The sequence below is a fragment of the Hyunsoonleella flava genome (genome assembly GCF_004310325.1).
Taxonomy (GTDB): domain Bacteria; phylum Bacteroidota; class Bacteroidia; order Flavobacteriales; family Flavobacteriaceae; genus Jejuia; species Jejuia flava.
Map to the genome: position 1 here is coordinate 197,404 of NZ_SIRT01000003.1, position 16,120 is coordinate 213,523.

The following is a 16,120-nucleotide window of genomic DNA, read 5'->3' on the forward strand; positions in this document are numbered from 1 at the left end:
GCATCATGTTAAAATTTGTAAAAAACCATATGGAGAGCATCACAGGGATAGAAATCTATCCTATCATTTCGCTGCTCATCTTTTTTATCTTTTTTGTAGTGCTTTTTTGGTGGGTTGTAACCGCAAAAAAAGACTATATAAAACGCGTAAGCAATATTCCATTAGACAACCAAAATAACGACACATTATGAGAAATTTAGTTCCATCTTGGATTCGTGTTCCAGTAGTATTCCTAATCATTTTTGGAGCAGTAGAATTCTTTATAGATTCTGGTGAAAAACCTGCATTTATTGAATACCCAGCAGTACTCTTATTTCTCTTGTTAGTATTGTTAATATTAATCGCTATTGAGGCCATAGTTGGTGCATTGGAGAATGTAATGCTCCATAAATTGGATGCAGAAGCCAAAGCTCGCTTTTTAGCTGAAAAGGAAAAAACGCCTCAATTTACTTGGTTAAAAGAAACCTACAACAAACTTTTAGGACAAAAACCAATTGAAGAAGAAGGTGAGATTATTTTAGACCACAATTACGACGGTATAAAAGAATTGGATAATAATTTACCACCTTGGTGGCTATACGGCTTTTATGCCACCATAGTTTTTGCTGCCGTTTACCTAGTAAGGTATCATATTTTTGATGGAGAGACACAGCTAGATGAACTAGAAATTGAACTCGCAGAAGCAAGAGATGAAATTGAAGCATATAAAAAGACAGCGGTGGATTTAGTAGATGCCAATACCGTTGTGATGCTGACTGACCCAGACGATTTAACTACTGGTAGGTCGATTTTTGAAACCAACTGTGTGGCATGCCACATGGCAGATGGTGGTGGTGGTATTGGACCAAACCTAACCGACGAGCATTGGATTTTAGGTGGCGGTATTAAAAATGTATTTAAAACCATCTCAGAAGGTGGACGTTCTGGAAAAGGTATGATTCCTTGGAAAGCGCAGTTAAAGCCATCTCAAATAGCAAAAGTAGCAAGTTACGTTTTAACTTTTGAAGGTACTACGCCTGCAAACCCTAAAGCACCAGAAGGTGATATTTGGGTGGAAGAAGCCGTCGTTGAAGAAGCGCCTACAGAAGATACAACTGAAAGTGCAGATGTAGTAACGGAAGTTATTACAGAAACAGCTTCAGAATAAAAAACATTCAATAAAATAATCTATTCTAAACTAAGCAAAACACTTGTAATAGATGATAAAAGACCTGCAAGGTTTTTAGAATCTTGTAGGTCTTAAAAAATAGTTTAACTATACCTACAAGGTTTCCAAAACCTTGCAGGAAAATGCTAAAAAATGGAAACCCCCGAGAACGAAATATTTAGAGATTCTATTGCTACCATTAATGAAGAAGGTAAACGCGCATGGGTATTTCCTAAAAAACCTAGTGGTAGGTTTTACGAATACAGAAAATATGTAAGCTACTTTTTGCTTGCATTTTTATTTTTATCGCCTTTTATCAAGGTAAATGGCAACCAGTTTTTAATGTTCAATATACTGGAACGTCGTTTCAATATTTTTGGATTCCCGTTTTGGCCGCAAGATTTCCATTTGTTTGTGATTTCAATGCTAATTGGTGTGGTGTTTATCACACTATTTACGGTAGCGTTCGGCCGTATTTTCTGTGGGTGGATTTGTCCACAAACCATATTTATGGAAATGGTTTTTCGTAGAATTGAATACTGGATTGAAGGCGACAGAAATAAACAACGTAGACTAGCGCGCCAAAAATGGGATGCTGAAAAAATTAGAAAGAGAGGACTTAAACTAGCAATTTTCCTCATCATATCCTTTTTAATTGCTAATGTGTTTTTGGCATATTTAATTGGTAGCGATAAACTGATACGATACATTACAGATGGCCCATTTAAACATATGGGTACACTTATACCGTTATTGATTTTTACTGGTGTATTTTATTTTGTGTTCGCATGGTTTAGGGAACAGGTATGTATTATTGCTTGCCCGTATGGTAGACTACAGGGTGTGCTTTTGGACACCAAATCGATAGTTGTAGCTTATGACCATAAGCGTGGTGAAGGCGAGAATGGCAGAAAGAAATTTAGAAAAAATGAAGATCGTGAAGCCTTAGGCCATGGTGATTGTATTGATTGCTTGCAATGCGTGCATGTATGCCCTACAGGAATTGATATTAGAAACGGTACGCAGTTAGAATGTGTAAACTGTACCGCTTGTATTGATGAATGCGACCATATTATGGAAAGCATTAATCTCCCTAAAGGATTAATTAGATACGCTAGTGAAGAAAACATAGAAAAGAAAGCACCTTTTAAGCTCACCGCTAGAATGAAAGGTTATATTGCTGTACTTTCTATTATGATTGGGTTGTTAATTGGTATGTTATTTTTAAGAAATGACGTAGAAGCAAACGTATTGAGATTACCAGGACAACTATACGAACATAAAGAAAACAACATAATTAGCAATGTGTTCACATATAAGTTAGTAAATAAAACATCTAATGATATTGAAGATGTAAGCCTAAAATTAATGTCGCACAAAGGCGAGCTAAGACTGGTATCTACAAGTGATGAATTTACAGTACCAAGTCAAGGAATTGCTGAGGGTACCTTATTTATTGAAATAAACAACTCAGCTTTATCTGGAGATAGAAACAAAATTAAAATTGGTGTTTTTGAAGGTGATGAGCTTATTGAAACCACTACGGCTAATTTTTTAGGCCCCAGAAGTTATAGGTAAACTGGTAACAAGAGCTTTGGGGATGAAGACAACGCTGGCGGATAAGTGCATTAGGGATTGAGCGATTGTTGGAGCTCCTCGCAGAGAGCGACTCGTGAAAGCCCGACCTGAGGAACGAAGGGAATGCCATAAAAAATAGAAATTATGAAAATTAATTGGGGAACCGGAATTGTTTTAGCATTTGTAGGCTTTATCGCCTTTATAATGTACTTTATTGTGTCGATGAATATTGATGACAAGTACGACCATGACCTGGTAAGTGACGATTATTACGGCGAGGAATTAAAGTATCAAGCAGATATTGACAAGCTTAAAAACGCCAAGACCTTAACTACAAATATTAGTTACGAAAGAACACCCGAGGGTTTGAAGGTTCACTTTCCACAGGATATTGATTATAAAAAAATTACAGGAAATATGTTCCTATATAGACCATCTAACAAACAACTAGACTTTGAAACTGCTATTTCATTGTCTAATCCTTATTTGCTCATACCTGACAAACGTTTGGTAGATGGTCGTTGGAACATTAAAATAGATTGGCAATATAATGGAAAATCTTATTTATTTAAAGAATCTCTAGTGTATTAGTATGTTGGTATCGGCATTCATACTTGGCCTTTTAGGAAGCTTTCACTGCGTGGGCATGTGTGGCCCTATTGCTTTTATGTTACCGGTAGATCGCTCAAATTCCATTAAAAAAGTATCGCAAATTGCCATTTACCATTTTGGTAGATTATTAGCTTACAGTGTAATAGGCTTAATTTTTGGGCTTATAGGTAAAAGCCTTTACATTTTTGGGTTTCAACAGCAACTCTCTATTATTATTGGAGTAATTATGATTTTAATTGTTGTTGTACCTCAACAAACATTTAATAAATACAATTTCTCTAAACCTATTTTTAAAGCCATATCCAAGGTAAAAAATGCTCTGGGTGCAGCGCTCAAGAAAAAAACACTGGACGCCTTTTTGTCCATAGGGTTTTTAAATGGTTTTCTGCCTTGCGGTTTGGTATATATGGCGTTGTTTGCCGCCATTGCTGGTGGAGATGCCCTAAACGGAAGCTTATATATGGCGGTTTTCGGGCTTGGTACCATTCCTTTAATGACCACAGCTATCTATTTCAGTCATTTTTTAAAAGGTAAAGCAAGACAGCGCATCCAAAAGGTCATTCCTGTTGTTGTGGTTATCATCGGTGCACTTTTTATTTTGCGTGGTTTGGGCCTTGGTATTCCCTACCTCTCTCCCGCCCCTGTGCACGACATGGTTGCCAATGGGATGAATTGTCATTAAAATTATTTGGGCGCCTGCCTACCTGCGGTATCGCAGGCAGGCTACCTTAAAGGATCAGACTTTACTCATGGATTTTTATTTGAAATTGATGAAATCGTGAATATAAATATTTCGGGAGTCGCTCCCTTCTGCATCGGAGAGCTTCAACAAACCTGTACTGGATTTATCTAAGTATGCCTAATTCCCTACCTACCGGCAAGTAGGCCTGACGCACTTACCAGCGAAAAACACTGCGATATCAAACTTAACTCCCTATTTGTGAACTAAATACCCTAAAAAAATCACATCACATAAGATTTCTTTATAGGTATCATTTACAAAATCAATAGTTTTATTTACAAATACGATAGTATTACTATTATATTTGCAATCAAATTAATTAACTATGGACTCATTACTTTCAAACTTAAAGATTGCTGTTCCAGAAAAAATATATGTAAAAGACCCTGAGTCATCATCTTTAGGTAAACGCATAGTGGAGCACAGTATCTTACTCATTGACGAGATAGGTTTTGATAGTTTCACCTTTAAGAAACTAGGAACCTTAATAGGCTCTAACGAGAGCTCTATCTACCGTTATTTTGAAAGTAAACATAAACTGTTATTGTACTTATCATCATGGTATTGGGCCTGGATAGAGTATCAACTTGTTATAGAAACCCATAACCTTAATCCGTTTGATAAGCTGCAAAAAGCAATAGAAGTTGTTTGTAGGTCTACAAAAGAAGACTCTAGCTTTTCTCACATTAATGAAGTTGTGCTAAACCGTATAATGATTAACGAAAACTCTAAATCCTTTTTAACTAAAGAAGTAGATTTAGAAAACAAAGAAGGTTACTTCGTTATTTACAAACGGATAGTATACAGATTACGCGATATGGTTATCGCATTAAAACCAAATTATAAATACCCGTCTAGTCTAGCTAGTACAATAATAGATGGTAGTTTACATCAACATTTTTTAAAAAGTCATTTCACATCTATGACAGATTGTGATTTAGATATTACTCCCACTCAATTTTATAAAGATTTAGTATCAAAAACTTTACAATCTTAACTATGGAACAACCAAAAATGACTCCTTGGCAACGCTTAGTAGGTTTACTTCAACTAGAAAAAAGAGACATACTCCAAATTTTTTACTATGCTATTTTTGCTGGTGTAGTGGCATTATCTCTGCCACTTGGAATTCAAGCTATTATCAATTTAATTCAAGGTGCGCAGGTATCTACCTCATGGATAGTTCTTGTTATTTTGGTAACATTAGGGGTGGCGTTTTCTGGAGTGCTGCAATTAATGCAATTAAGAATTATAGAAACCATTCAGCAACGTATTTTTATGCGTTCTTCGTTCGAATTGACCTACCGATTTCCAAAAATTAAAATGTCGGAATTACGGAATTTTTATCCGCCCGAATTGGCAAACCGATTTTTTGATACTTTAACCATACAAAAGAGCTTGTCCAAAATTTTAATAGACGTTCCTACTGCGGTGCTTCAAATTTTATTTGCACTAATATTGCTATCTTTTTACCACCCGTTTTTCATCATTTTCGGATTACTATTATTGGTGCTAATTTTTGTAGTATTCAAATTCACTGCCATTAAAGGTCTACAAACTAGTCTTATTGAATCAAAGCAAAAGTATAAAGTTGCCCATTGGATACAGGAAATTGCTCGATCTGTAATTAGTTTTAAATTATCTGGACGCACCAGTTTAGGCTTGAAAAAAAACGACAATCTTGTGAGTGGTTATTTAATCGCTAGGGAAAATCACTTTAAAATCTTGATGCTGCAGTTTATTCAGATGATAAGCTTTAAGGTAATCGTTACAGCAAGTTTGCTGCTTATTGGTGGTGCTTTAGTTTTAAACCAAGAGATGAATATTGGTCAGTTTGTCGCTGCAGAAATTATCATTCTACTAGTAATAGCTTCGGTAGAAAAATTAATTCTTGGCCTAGAATCTTTTTATGACACACTTACATCATTAGAAAAATTGGGGCAAATAGTAGATAAAGACTTAGAAAGCCAAACGGGAGAACGACCACAGTTTAGTAAAGGCATTAAAATAGAATTGGACAATGTGACCTATGAAGTTGATAACAGAGATAAACACATACTCAAAAATATATCCTTAACCATAAACCCAAAAAGCCGCATGTTAGTGCGTGGAGAAAGTGGTGCTGGAAAGTCTACATTACTTAGGTTAATTGCTGGTGTTATCCAATCTACATCAGGCCACCTCTATGTAAATGATATGTCCATCAATAGTTTACACCTCAATTTTTACCGTTCCCAAATGGGGTTATCACTTTCGGACGAGACACCTTTTGAGGGTACGATAAAAGATAATTTAACCTTCGGAAATCCTGATATTACAGATGAGCGCATCATGGAAGTTCTAGAAAATGCAGGGTTAAAGGATTTTATTAAAGATCAACAAGACGGCTTAAATACAGTCCTTTATCCAGATGGTAAGCAAATGTCTTATACACTATCTAAAAAAATAGTTCTGGCACGAGCCATATTAAAAGAACCAAAGGTATTAATTCTTGAAGATGCTTTGGATAGATTTAATCCAGAAGAGACAAATACCATCATTAATTACCTAACGCATCAAGATAGACCCTGGGCTTTAGTTGTTGTAAGTAGTAGTGAAGCGTGGTTAAATAAATGCAGCGAAGTAATTACGCTTGAGAAAGGAAGAATTAAAAACTAAAAAACTAAGTTATGCTTAATATAACCCATAACCAATTGAATAAGAAAATCGATTTAGGTGTTTTCAAATCTGGTAAGAATGTCTTGAATAAGGAGTACTATAAATACTTTAATCGATTCCTTTTGGCCGCGGCTATCATTATTTTAATTGTACTGTTTTTACCTTGGACCCAAAATATTTCTGGTAAAGGCTTGGTAACAACATTAAAGCCAAATCAGCGTCCACAAACCATTCAATCACAAATACCCGGGCGAATAGAGGAATGGTACGTAAAGGAAGGTGATACGGTAAAAGCCGGAGATACCATTTTAAGAATTTCTGAAATTAAAAGCGATTATTTTGATGACAGATTGGTAGAACGCACCAATCAACAAATCATAGCTAAATCATCATCCGTTGATGCTTACGGTGGAAAAGTTGAAGCCTTAAACAGACAGATTGCTGCCCTACAAAATGAACGGGGATTAAAGTTGGAACAAACCAAAAATAAATTGTTACAATCCAAACTAAAAGTGAAAAGTGACAGCATTGATTTAGAAGCTGCTAAAACCAATTTAAAAATTGCTGAAACACAATATAATCGTATCGCCACATTGCAAGAGGAAGGCTTAAAAGCCGTAAAAGATGTTGAAGAAAAACGCCTAAAACTTCAAGAAACACAGGCAAAGCTTATTTCACAACAAAACAAATATCTGGCAAGCCAGAACGAAGTAATTAATGCAGAATTAGAACTTTCTAGAACTAAAGCGTCATACGCCGACAAGATTTCCAAAGCGCAAAGTGATATGTTTACCGCACAATCCGGTCAGTTTGATACCAAGGCACAGGTTACCAAGCTTGAAAATGCCAAAACCAATTACGAGGTAAGAAACAGCCTATTATATGTAACCGCTCCGTTGAATGGTATCATAAACAAAGCGCTGAGAGGTGGTGTTGGTGTTACATTTAAAGAAGGTGAAGAATTAGTTGGTATTATGCCCATAAAGTATGATTTAGCTGTTGAAACCTTCGTACGTCCTATAGATTTACCTTTATTACATATTGGCGAGCATGTCCGTGTACAATTTGACGGTTGGCCTGCTATAGTTTTTAGCGGTTGGCCAAATGTATCTTACGGTACATACGGCGCAAAAGTAGTTGCTATAGAAAACTTCATAAGCGATAATGGCAGATATAGAATTTTACTAGCACCCGACGAGACTGACCACGAATGGCCAGAAGCCATACGTGTAGGTTCAGGGGCCCAAACCATTGCTTTACTGGAAGATGTACCTATTTGGTTCGAGCTATGGCGACAAATTAACAGTTTCCCTCCAAACTATTATCAACCTGAAGGAAGCAAAACAGCCTCAAAAAAAGATAAAAAATGAGAGTAATCCTCGCAAGTATATTAGTTTTCTTTAGTGGTTTAGCCTCAGCCCAAGATTCTACAGCGGTTATCTCGTTAGCAGAATATTTAGGATATGTTAAATCCTTTCATCCTATCGTAAAACAAGCCAATTTGGTCATTAACGAAAGTGAAGCCAAATTAATGAAAGCTCGTGGTGCTTTTGACCCTAAGCTGGAAGTGGACTACGACAGGAAGAAATTTAAGAACACCGAATATTTTGACAGGCTAAACGCCACGTTTAAAATACCAACTTGGTTTGGTATAGAATTTAAAGGAAATTTTGAGGAAAATACTGGAGATTTCCTAAACCCTCAAGCCTTTGTTCCAGAGGACGGATTGTATAGTGCTGGTGTTTCTGTACCCGTAGCCCGTGGTTTGCTCACCAACAAACGTATGGCAATGCTTAGGCAATCGCGTTTGTACGTAAAACAGGCACTGGCAGACCGACAGCTACTAGTCAACAATATTCTTTATGAAGCTACCGTAACTTATTTTAATTGGTTACGTCGCTACAATGAAAAACGTGTTTATGAAGATTTTTTGCAAAATGCCGAAATACGATTTAATGGTATCAAAAAAAGTCATGAAGTTGGAGACTTACCAGCAATTGATACTTTGGAAGCTAGAATAGCACTAAACAACAGAAAACTCAACTTAGAAAAATCTAGAATTAAGTTTATAAAAGCCTCTTTAGAGCTGTCTAACTTTATATGGTTGAATGATAATACACCTGTAGAATTAGAGGATAATGTAATTCCTGATATTGACACTTTTTTAACGGTTGATGAAACATTGAACACTTCTGGACTTGATATTGAAAGTTTTGATATTGAAAGCCACCCCAAACTACAATCCTTGGATTATAAGATTAGGAGCTTGAACATTGAAAAACGATTGAAGGCGAATAATTTATTACCCCAAATAGATTTGCAATACAATTTTTTATCTGAAACGCCCGATGTAGCCCGATCGTTTAGCACTTCGGCTTACAAAAGCGGATTAAATATTAATTTCCCGTTGTTTTTAAGAAAAGAACGTGGCGATTTAAGGTTGGCCAAATTAAAATTACAGGATACCAGATTTGAAGTGCAAGACACTAGGGTAAGCCTACGCAATAAGATTGATGCCATTAATCAGGAACTGGATTCTTACGTGCTGCAAAGTGATTTTACTGATGTAATTGTAGATGATTACGCTACAATGCTATCTGCTGAAGAACGCAAGTTTTTTCTAGGGGAAAGCTCCTTGTTTCTGGTAAACTCCCGAGAATCTAAACTTATTGATGCGAAGCTAAAGGCCATTGAAATTGAGAATGATTTTTTAAAAACAAAAGCTAATTTGTTTAATGTATTAGCCATTCCTGACGGCCCAACCAACTAAGGGTTTTGTTTTTTCATTTTAAAACATTGCTTGATTTTTTCATAAAAAAAGGATAAATGGTTTTATTTAAGGGGTACTCATTAATAAAACATATATCTCCATGAGATACGATTTGTTCTGATCATATTCTATGAAAAAGAGGCAAGCGACTCCAATTAATTAAATCATTACTTCAGATTTACATATTATTTAGTAGATTAATTTTAATTATTGTAACTTTTTCATCTCAATATAAACGCAAAAGAATGAAGAAAGCTGTCATTTTAATCCTCGCACTATCTTGTCTTTCCATGGGAATGAAAGCTAAAAAAGCACTGCCTATTCTGGGAATAGCCCATGTGGCTTTTCAAGTATCAAGTTTAGAACAATCACGGGCCTTTTATACAGCTTTCTATGGTTTTGAATTCGCCTTTGCAGCCTACGAGGATAAGGAGGCTTGGTACTTGAAAATAAACGATGACCAGTTCGTGAAGTTGGTCTCAATGCCAGATGGAACGAATGACAATCGGTTAGTGGAAGTTGCCTTTCAGGTTTCGGATATCGAAACAACTATTGATATGCTTAAAGAAAGAGGACTCAATCCAACGCCCGTCGAAAAAAAACCAGATGGGACATTGGCAACCGTTATCGTAGACCCAAATGGACATAATCTGATTTTTGTAGAATATACTGCCAGTTCTAAACAGACGCTAGCGCGAGGCAAGCATCTGGGATCCAGACGGGTTTCCGATCGTTTACTTCATGTTGGCCTTACAATTAGGGACGAGCAGGCGGCCAATGCACTTTATAAAGACGCCCTAGGCTTTCAAGAGATTTGGCGTGGATCTCGTGAGGATGGAGGTCCAGATGCTTGGGTGAATATGCAGATGCCTGGAGATAGAGGCGACTATGTTGAGTATATTCTAGTAAACGACATGAAACTAAGTAGAAGACAAATGGGTACAATGCATCATATGTGTCTTTTAACTGATAATATTCGGAAGGCACATGGTGATATGCTGTTTAACGCCTTGCCCGATCTTGAACGCTACGAGCCCTTGATTGCTCGCAACAACCGCTGGGTTTGTAATGTGCACGATCTTGATGGAACGCGTTGTGAATTAATGGAATCCAAAGAAGCTGTAAAAAAATGATGAATATATTAATACCTTCGCGTTTATTCCTAATGGGAGTGCTGCTTTTGATGTTGAATCCATTTGTGCTTTCGTTAGAGGCTTTTGGTCAAGATGCAACGGTTACTACCTCGACTGGAAAAGAAAGCCCTCGTTTCTTCGGTGCAAGACGTGGCGCCTTACCAAGTGTGAAACAAAGGATTGCCCAAGGTGACACTTTGCTTATGCCTGCATACAAGGCTCTATTAAAGACTGCTAATGAGGCATTAGCAACTAAACCTCCAACGGTAACTGACAAAAAACGACATCCCGTCACAGGGAATCTGAATGATTACTACACTCAAGCTCCTTATCTTTGGCCCGACCCCTCAAAGTCAGACGGTCTGCCTTACTTACCAAAGGATGGTATCATAAATCCTGAATCCCGAAACCCAGACTTTGCTGACTATTCGCGCGGTCAGGAAATAGGCCTCTTGGTAGAATCACTTGCCCTCGCTTATTATCTTACGGGCGAGGAGTCCTATGCTGCTCATGCTGCTAGATGTTTGCGGGTATGGTTTATCGATTCCGCTACTCGGATGAACCCGCACCTGAAGTATGCTCAGGCTGTGCCCGGTAGAAACCAAGGACGCTATATTGGAATGATTGAAGCTGGTGGCGTAGTGCAAGCAGTAGACGCTGCAGGTCTATTGGATGGATCGCAACATTGGAGTGAAGATGATAGGGCAGCACTGGAGATTTGGATAGCGGACTTTCTAGATTGGTTTATGAATAGCGAATATGGTCGTGAAGAGGCACAGATGCGACAGAATCACGGTACTATGTTCGATGTAAGAGTGGTGCGCTTAGCGCTCGCCTTAGGCCAGCAGGACCTAGCGCGTGAAAGACTAGAATCGGTAAAAGAAAACCGTATTGCTCGCCAAATAGAACCAGATGGCGCGCAACCCATGGAGCTGCGCCGTACCAAATCGTTTAATTACTCCGAAATGAATTTGACAGGGCTTACCGAGTTAGCTACTCTTGGTGAATGGGTTGGAGTTGATTTGTGGATCTATGAGACGGCAGATGGCCGCAGTATTAGGCGAGCATTGGAATTTCTTCGTCCTTATGTGGAGGCAGTGCAAGAAGGCTCCCCTCCTAGGGTTTGGCACTACAAACAGGTTGTTCCCTATTTACCAGAAATTCTTTCGCCTGCGTTTCGTATGGCGAGCATAGGGTATCAAGATGAGGAGTACGAATTGATTGTTTCGCAATTCGCTAATTTTAGAGCATCAAGCTTTCAGCTAACGCATCCGAAACAGTAATTTTGAGCTTGCTCCTCATGAAACTTTCGGTTAATGTATGTACTAATTAACACATCAATGGCGTCCCTGAATTAATAACCGATTTTAAAAAGATTAAAAGAACATGAAGGCCATGGCAATATGTGCAAATACTGAAGATTTATACAAGGCTATGCGCAATCCATTGATATGAAACCTTCTGACATAAGCATCTGTCAAACAAATATTTAATACACCTTAATAGTAAGGCAACTAACGAACACTACAATGCAAAATCGAAGAAAATTTATTAAAAACTCGTCCATGGCGACTATTGGATTGACATCTGGTTTACTATCATCTGCCATGTCTATGACATCGGTCATGGGGGCGAACGAAAAAATCCGGATGGGCTTTATCGGCCTTGGTAATCGCGGGACTCTGTTGTTGAACTGGTTTATGGAAAACCCTGATATTGAAGTGGTCGCCTTGTGTGATGTTTACGAACCCTACACCCTACGCGACCGCTCAAAGGTGGCCGCACGTTATCTTGAAATCGGCAAAGTCCCAAAAATGGGAGAAGAATTCGGATCGAATGTAAAACGCTATACCGATTTTAGAAAACTACTTGAGCAAAAAGATATAGATGCGGTATGTATCGCAACCCCAGATCACTGGCACGCGATACAGACGATTGCCGCTTTGGAGGCAGGAAAACATGTGTATGTTGAAAAACCATTGACCATTACCATTCAAGAGGGTCGGGCCATGGTGAATGCACAAAAGAAATCAGGTAAGGTCTGTGCCGTCGGATTGAACCGCAGGGGCTCATCGATTTACCAGCACTTGGCCAAAGAAGTCCAGAGTGGCATTATCGGTAAGGTCACTACTGCCCGTGCACAGCGTACCAGCAATATGTACCCTAACGGTATTGGTATGCTTCAACCGGAAGAACCGCCAAAAAATTTTGACTGGGATATGTGGTTGGGGCCTCGAGCTTTCCGACCGTATCAATATAATATCGCCCCATATTTTTTCCGTTGGTGGAAAGAATACTCATCACAAATGGGCAATTGGGGGGTGCATTTTATGGATGTCATCCGTTGGATGTTGGATGAGCAGGCTCCCGTCGCCATAACCGCTACCGGCGGAAAATTTGCGGTTCAAGATGATCGAAATATTCCCGATACCATGGAAGTGCTATTTGAGATGCCTTCAAAAACGATAATAAAATTCAGCATCCATGAAGCTAGTGCAGGTGGTGCTATTCCCGGAGGGGAAGTTGAATTACACGGGGCAAAGGGTAATTTAATCGCCGATCAAAATGGCTATTCGATATCATCCGCGCAACCCGGACAGTTTCAGACTTGGAACACCTTAGTCGAGCCAGTTGAAAAGAAATTGGAGGGTGGTACCGAGTTCGGAGATTTGGGAAGTAAAGAGAATTCCACCGGCAACCTCATCCGTAATTTCTTGGATTGTATAAAATATGGCGGAGAGCCACTTTGTTCGTTGGAAGAGGGCCATCGCTCCACGAGTTTTGCCCATTTGGCCAATATTTCATTGGAGCTGGGGCAGCGTATTGAATGGGATGCGGTCAATGAGCGTATAACCAACAATGACAAGGCCAACGATTACCTGCAGTATGAATATAGAGCTCCTTGGAAACTTTAAATTAATAAGGTCATGACCAATCAAAGAAGAAAATTTATAAAACAAACAGCTCTTGCAGCAGCAGCTGTTCCCTTTTCAAATGTTCTTGCAGCAGCCAAAAACGTACCAAAGTCAAAACCGTACCCTATCAGTTTCTTCACGAAACCGCTCGATAAATATGGCCCTGATTTCTTTATGGACACCCTTAAAATGGCAGGGACTGATGGACTGGATTTGACCGTTAGGCCTAAAGGTTGTGTGCTACCAGAGCGCGTGGAAAACGATTTACCCAAAATTGTCGAAATGGCAAAACAAAAAGGACTGACTGTTGAGATGATAACAAGCAACATCACTAAGGCTGATGTCACATTGGCGGAAAAAGTATTATCAACCGCTACCAAAAATGGGGTTAAGCATTATCGATTGGGATATTATAAATATGATAAAAATTTGGGTGTTCGGTCTTCCATTGAAAAGATAAAAAGCGAAATGGAAGCACTAGCCGAAATGAATAGACGTATAGGAATCCAAGGAGGCTATCAGAATCATGCGGGGACCTGGTTTGGAGCTTCTATGTGGGATTTAGCGGAAGTGCTTCAAGATATCCCTAAAGCGTGGATGAGTAGTCAGTTCGATATTCGACATGCGGTTTGCGAAGGAAATAAATCGTGGATAATAGCTATGCAACTATTGGCGGAAAAAATAGGTTCGATTGCGATAAAGGATTTCACATGGGATATTGATGGAGGCCAATCGAAAGTCAAAAAACTTCCCCTTGGCGAGGGTATAGTCGATTTCGATTTATTTTTTAAAACCATAAAAACCTTGGGCATTGTTGCACCGATAACACTTCATATGGAGCATGATTTACTAAGTACGGAGGACGAAGGATTATCGTTATTGCAACAACAGAAAATTTTGGTTTCAAAAATTAAAAAAGATGTGGATTTCATCCGCGAGAAACTTAAAGAACATCAATTAAACTAACCGTATGGAAAATAACTCACGAAGAACCTTTATCAAAAACGGACTCTTGGCATCCGGAGCCATGGCCGTTGGCCACCCAGGAAATCTTTTTGCCAATTCAAAAGAACAAGCATTGAAAAACATTACTATAAAAACCGTAGATTCTAATTTCGAGAGAGGACCCCTCATCCGCCCCTTTGGGTTTAAAGGAGGTTATATGTCGGAAATCTGGCAAACCATAAGCTATCTTGAAAGTACTTCGGGACAGCATCAAATTGGTCTTTGTACGCAAAATGTCCTCTGGTCGGACGCGAAGGTTTTTGCCAATAATTCTGAGAGTGCCGGCAATGCGCTGATGTATGCCATAACGGAACGAGCGCAACAAATGATCAAAGGGCAAAGTTTTACAAGTCCCGTTGATTTGCTTGATGAAATGCTTCCCGAAGTTTACGAATACGCCAAGAAAGTAACGTCCAATCCGAATCTGAGAAAGACTTTTGCTTTGAATGCATTGGTCGGTGTTGATAATGCCTTATGGCTTTTGTATGCCCAAGAAAATGGATTCAAGACTTTCGATGATATGATTCCGAAGGTTTATAAACCATCTCTTTCCCATAATCATGAAAAAGCGGCGGCCATTCCATTGATGGCGTACACGATTCCCATCGATGAAATCAAAACAGCGGTGGATGAAGGCTATTTTTTTATGAAAATAAAAATCGGGCAACCAGGTACACAAGCAGAAATGCTTGAAAAGGATAAAGCCAGATTGTCGGCCATTCACAAAGCCATTGGCGACGTACGCACACCCTATTCCAAAAATGGAAAATTACCTTATTATTTTGATGCTAATGGAAGATATGAGAAGAAAGAGACTTTGCTACAGCTTTTGGACCATGCCAAAAAAATAGGTGCTTTCGAACAAATAGCCATCATCGAAGAACCTTTTGCCGAAGAGCTTGAATTCGATGTTTCTGATATTCCAGTTCGGTTAGCGGCCGATGAAAGCGCCCATACCGATGAAGACGCCATTAAGCGAATGGAAATGGGCTATAAGGCCATAGCTTTAAAGGCGATAGCGAAAACCTTAAGCATGACAATGAAAATCGCTCAAGCGGCTTATGAACGTAATATTCCCTGTTTCTGCGCCGACCTAACGGTCAATCCAATATTGGTCGAATGGAACAAAAATGTAGCGGCACGACTAAAGCCATTCCCAGGAATGGGAAATCTCGGTCTTGTTGAAAGTAACGGCCATCAAAACTATAAAAACTGGAAAATCATGTTGACATACCATCCACATTCAAATGCCAGCTGGGTAAACGCGAAAAAAGGTGTATACGAGTTGAATGAGGATTTCTATGCGAAAAGTGGCGGTATTTTTGACCGCTCGGAACATTATGAATCTATATTTGCAAAGCACTAGTTAAGTTTAAAAATTATTGCATTAGCTATTTCCTTTGGTAGGTTCTTGACAACTTGATATTCCAATAAAATTTTTGCAACCTTAAGAGGAAAAGAGGTCTGTCAAGTCTAGTAAGTCCCTAGCTTGAAGACCGTTTTAGTTCGCCTCTTTTCTTCTGGCAATTTAATAATTCAAAGTAAAGATGACCTTTAGCT

At 38.7% G+C, this 16,120-nt stretch carries 14 protein-coding genes; all 14 read left to right on the forward strand.

Annotation, left to right across the window (positions count from 1 at the left end; translation table 11 throughout):
* Nucleotides 1-5 precede the first annotated feature (5 nt).
* The 14 genes from EYD45_RS06050 (at nucleotide 6) to EYD45_RS06115 (ending at nucleotide 15,926) form a co-directional block, all read left to right on the forward strand.
* Nucleotides 6-191, forward strand: a complete 186-nt coding sequence (locus tag EYD45_RS06050) for a CcoQ/FixQ family Cbb3-type cytochrome c oxidase assembly chaperone (RefSeq protein WP_130963573.1) — start codon at nucleotides 6-8, stop codon at nucleotides 189-191.
* A complete protein-coding gene (locus EYD45_RS06055) occupies nucleotides 188-1,147 on the forward strand; it encodes a cbb3-type cytochrome c oxidase N-terminal domain-containing protein (protein ID WP_130963575.1) in 960 nt (319 codons plus the stop codon). Before EYD45_RS06050 ends, EYD45_RS06055 begins: the two co-directional genes overlap by 4 nt.
* Before the next feature lie 153 nt (nucleotides 1,148-1,300).
* On the forward strand, nucleotides 1,301-2,725 hold the full coding sequence (gene ccoG, locus EYD45_RS06060; protein ID WP_130963577.1) for a cytochrome c oxidase accessory protein CcoG: 1,425 nt from the start codon (nucleotides 1,301-1,303) through the stop codon (nucleotides 2,723-2,725).
* A 144-nt stretch (nucleotides 2,726-2,869) separates the two neighbouring features.
* Nucleotides 2,870-3,316 (forward strand): FixH family protein, encoded by a 447-nt coding sequence (locus EYD45_RS06065; RefSeq protein ID WP_130963579.1) that lies wholly within the window; start codon nucleotides 2,870-2,872, stop codon nucleotides 3,314-3,316.
* Nucleotide 3,317: 1 nt separating this feature from the next.
* Nucleotides 3,318-4,019 carry a sulfite exporter TauE/SafE family protein gene (locus tag EYD45_RS06070; RefSeq protein ID WP_130963581.1) on the forward strand — a complete coding sequence of 234 codons (702 nt, stop codon included), beginning with the start codon at nucleotides 3,318-3,320 and terminating at the stop codon, nucleotides 4,017-4,019.
* Nucleotides 4,020-4,404: 385 nt separating this feature from the next.
* A complete protein-coding gene (locus EYD45_RS06075) occupies nucleotides 4,405-5,076 on the forward strand; it encodes a TetR/AcrR family transcriptional regulator (RefSeq protein ID WP_130963582.1) in 672 nt (223 codons plus the stop codon).
* 2 nt (nucleotides 5,077-5,078) lie between these two features.
* Nucleotides 5,079-6,737: a peptidase domain-containing ABC transporter gene (locus tag EYD45_RS06080; RefSeq protein ID WP_130963584.1), complete on the forward strand. Its 1,659-nt coding sequence runs from the start codon at nucleotides 5,079-5,081 to the stop codon at nucleotides 6,735-6,737.
* 11 nt (nucleotides 6,738-6,748) lie between these two features.
* Complete coding sequence (locus tag EYD45_RS06085) at nucleotides 6,749-8,107, forward strand: HlyD family secretion protein (RefSeq protein ID WP_130963586.1); 1,359 nt, start codon at nucleotides 6,749-6,751, stop codon at nucleotides 8,105-8,107.
* Nucleotides 8,104-9,507: a TolC family protein gene (locus EYD45_RS06090; protein ID WP_130963587.1), complete on the forward strand. Its 1,404-nt coding sequence runs from the start codon at nucleotides 8,104-8,106 to the stop codon at nucleotides 9,505-9,507. The genes EYD45_RS06085 and EYD45_RS06090 overlap by 4 nt, the downstream gene beginning before the upstream one ends.
* Nucleotides 9,508-9,752: 245 nt before the next feature.
* A complete protein-coding gene (locus EYD45_RS06095) occupies nucleotides 9,753-10,640 on the forward strand; it encodes a VOC family protein (protein ID WP_130963589.1) in 888 nt (295 codons plus the stop codon).
* Nucleotides 10,637-11,923: an alginate lyase family protein gene (locus tag EYD45_RS06100; RefSeq protein ID WP_130963591.1), complete on the forward strand. Its 1,287-nt coding sequence runs from the start codon at nucleotides 10,637-10,639 to the stop codon at nucleotides 11,921-11,923. Before EYD45_RS06095 ends, EYD45_RS06100 begins: the two co-directional genes overlap by 4 nt.
* A gap of 282 nt (nucleotides 11,924-12,205) precedes the next feature.
* Nucleotides 12,206-13,555, forward strand: coding sequence for a Gfo/Idh/MocA family protein (locus EYD45_RS06105; RefSeq protein ID WP_207303295.1), 1,350 nt, complete (start codon nucleotides 12,206-12,208; stop codon nucleotides 13,553-13,555).
* 12 nt (nucleotides 13,556-13,567) lie between these two features.
* The gene (locus EYD45_RS06110; RefSeq protein WP_130963595.1) at nucleotides 13,568-14,521 is read left to right on the forward strand and encodes a sugar phosphate isomerase/epimerase family protein; all 954 of its coding nucleotides are present in this window, start codon (nucleotides 13,568-13,570) and stop codon (nucleotides 14,519-14,521) included.
* A gap of 4 nt (nucleotides 14,522-14,525) precedes the next feature.
* Nucleotides 14,526-15,926, forward strand: a complete 1,401-nt coding sequence (locus EYD45_RS06115; protein ID WP_130963597.1) for an enolase C-terminal domain-like protein — start codon at nucleotides 14,526-14,528, stop codon at nucleotides 15,924-15,926.
* Nucleotides 15,927-16,120: the final 194 nt, after the last annotated feature.

Coding starts and splice junctions, on each gene's coding strand:
- EYD45_RS06050 (WP_130963573.1), top strand. CDS start 6: ATGTTAAAATTTGTAAAAAACCATATGGAGAGCATCACAGGGATAGAA.
- EYD45_RS06055 (WP_130963575.1), top strand. CDS start 188: ATGAGAAATTTAGTTCCATCTTGGATTCGTGTTCCAGTAGTATTCCTA.
- ccoG (WP_130963577.1), top strand. CDS start 1,301: ATGGAAACCCCCGAGAACGAAATATTTAGAGATTCTATTGCTACCATT.
- EYD45_RS06065 (WP_130963579.1), top strand. CDS start 2,870: ATGAAAATTAATTGGGGAACCGGAATTGTTTTAGCATTTGTAGGCTTT.
- EYD45_RS06070 (WP_130963581.1), top strand. CDS start 3,318: ATGTTGGTATCGGCATTCATACTTGGCCTTTTAGGAAGCTTTCACTGC.
- EYD45_RS06075 (WP_130963582.1), top strand. CDS start 4,405: ATGGACTCATTACTTTCAAACTTAAAGATTGCTGTTCCAGAAAAAATA.
- EYD45_RS06080 (WP_130963584.1), top strand. CDS start 5,079: ATGGAACAACCAAAAATGACTCCTTGGCAACGCTTAGTAGGTTTACTT.
- EYD45_RS06085 (WP_130963586.1), top strand. CDS start 6,749: ATGCTTAATATAACCCATAACCAATTGAATAAGAAAATCGATTTAGGT.
- EYD45_RS06090 (WP_130963587.1), top strand. CDS start 8,104: ATGAGAGTAATCCTCGCAAGTATATTAGTTTTCTTTAGTGGTTTAGCC.
- EYD45_RS06095 (WP_130963589.1), top strand. CDS start 9,753: ATGAAGAAAGCTGTCATTTTAATCCTCGCACTATCTTGTCTTTCCATG.
- EYD45_RS06100 (WP_130963591.1), top strand. CDS start 10,637: ATGATGAATATATTAATACCTTCGCGTTTATTCCTAATGGGAGTGCTG.
- EYD45_RS06105 (WP_207303295.1), top strand. CDS start 12,206: ATGGCGACTATTGGATTGACATCTGGTTTACTATCATCTGCCATGTCT.
- EYD45_RS06110 (WP_130963595.1), top strand. CDS start 13,568: ATGACCAATCAAAGAAGAAAATTTATAAAACAAACAGCTCTTGCAGCA.
- EYD45_RS06115 (WP_130963597.1), top strand. CDS start 14,526: ATGGAAAATAACTCACGAAGAACCTTTATCAAAAACGGACTCTTGGCA.